1 protein-coding gene is annotated in these 807 nt (G+C 69.1%); it reads left to right on the forward strand.

The genetic code is table 11. The features are described from left to right. Positions 1-807, forward strand: an 807-nt coding sequence (locus IG94_RS39470) for a phosphopantetheine-binding protein (protein WP_043485754.1), incomplete at both ends; no start/stop codon positions are given.

Raw genomic sequence — 807 nt, forward strand, 5'->3', positions numbered from 1 at the left:
CCAAGCCGCCGTCATCGTCCGCGAAGACCAACCCGGCGACCAACGCCTCACCGCCTACACCGTCAGCACCAACACCACCGACACCAGTGACCTCCACGCCCACGCCGCGGCCCACCTGCCCGCCTACATGACCCCCTCCCACTTCATCACCCTCGACGAACTCCCCCTCACCCCCAACGGCAAACTCGACCGCAACGCCCTCCCCACACCCCACTACGGACCCCAGAACGAAAACGGGAGAACCCCCCGCACCCCCCACGAACAAACCCTCTGCACCCTCTTCGCCGAAGTACTCGGCGTCGACACCGTCACCATCGACGACGACTTCTTCCACCTCGGCGGCCACTCCCTCCTGGCAACCAAGCTGGTCAGCCGCATCCGAACCAGCCTGGGCGCGGAACTCCCCATCCGGCAGCTGTTCGAGACGCCCACCGTCGCCGGTATCAGCGCCGTCCTGGGCAAGGACACCGCACCGAGCCGCCGCACCGTGACCGCGGTGGATGCCGACGGCGCCTACCAGATCGTCCGGGAGCCGGCGGACGCCCGTCCGGACCTGCAGGTGATCGAGACCGGCCCGGAAGAGGTGGAGGAGCGTCTGAGGGACGCGGCCCGGCGTGGATTCGACCTCTCCGCGGACTCCGGCGAGCTGCCCTTCCGCGTGACGCTGTTCGAGGTCGGTGACGGCGAGCACGTACTCCTGCTGCTCCTGCACCACATCGTGAGTGACGCATGGTCCAGGGCTCCGCTGGCCCGCGACCTCACGGCCGCCTACGCGGCCCGCGTCCACGGCTCCACGGCACCGGAATG

The sequence above is a fragment of the Streptomyces olivaceus genome (assembly GCF_000721235.1).
Lineage (GTDB): Bacteria > Actinomycetota > Actinomycetes > Streptomycetales > Streptomycetaceae > Streptomyces > Streptomyces olivaceus.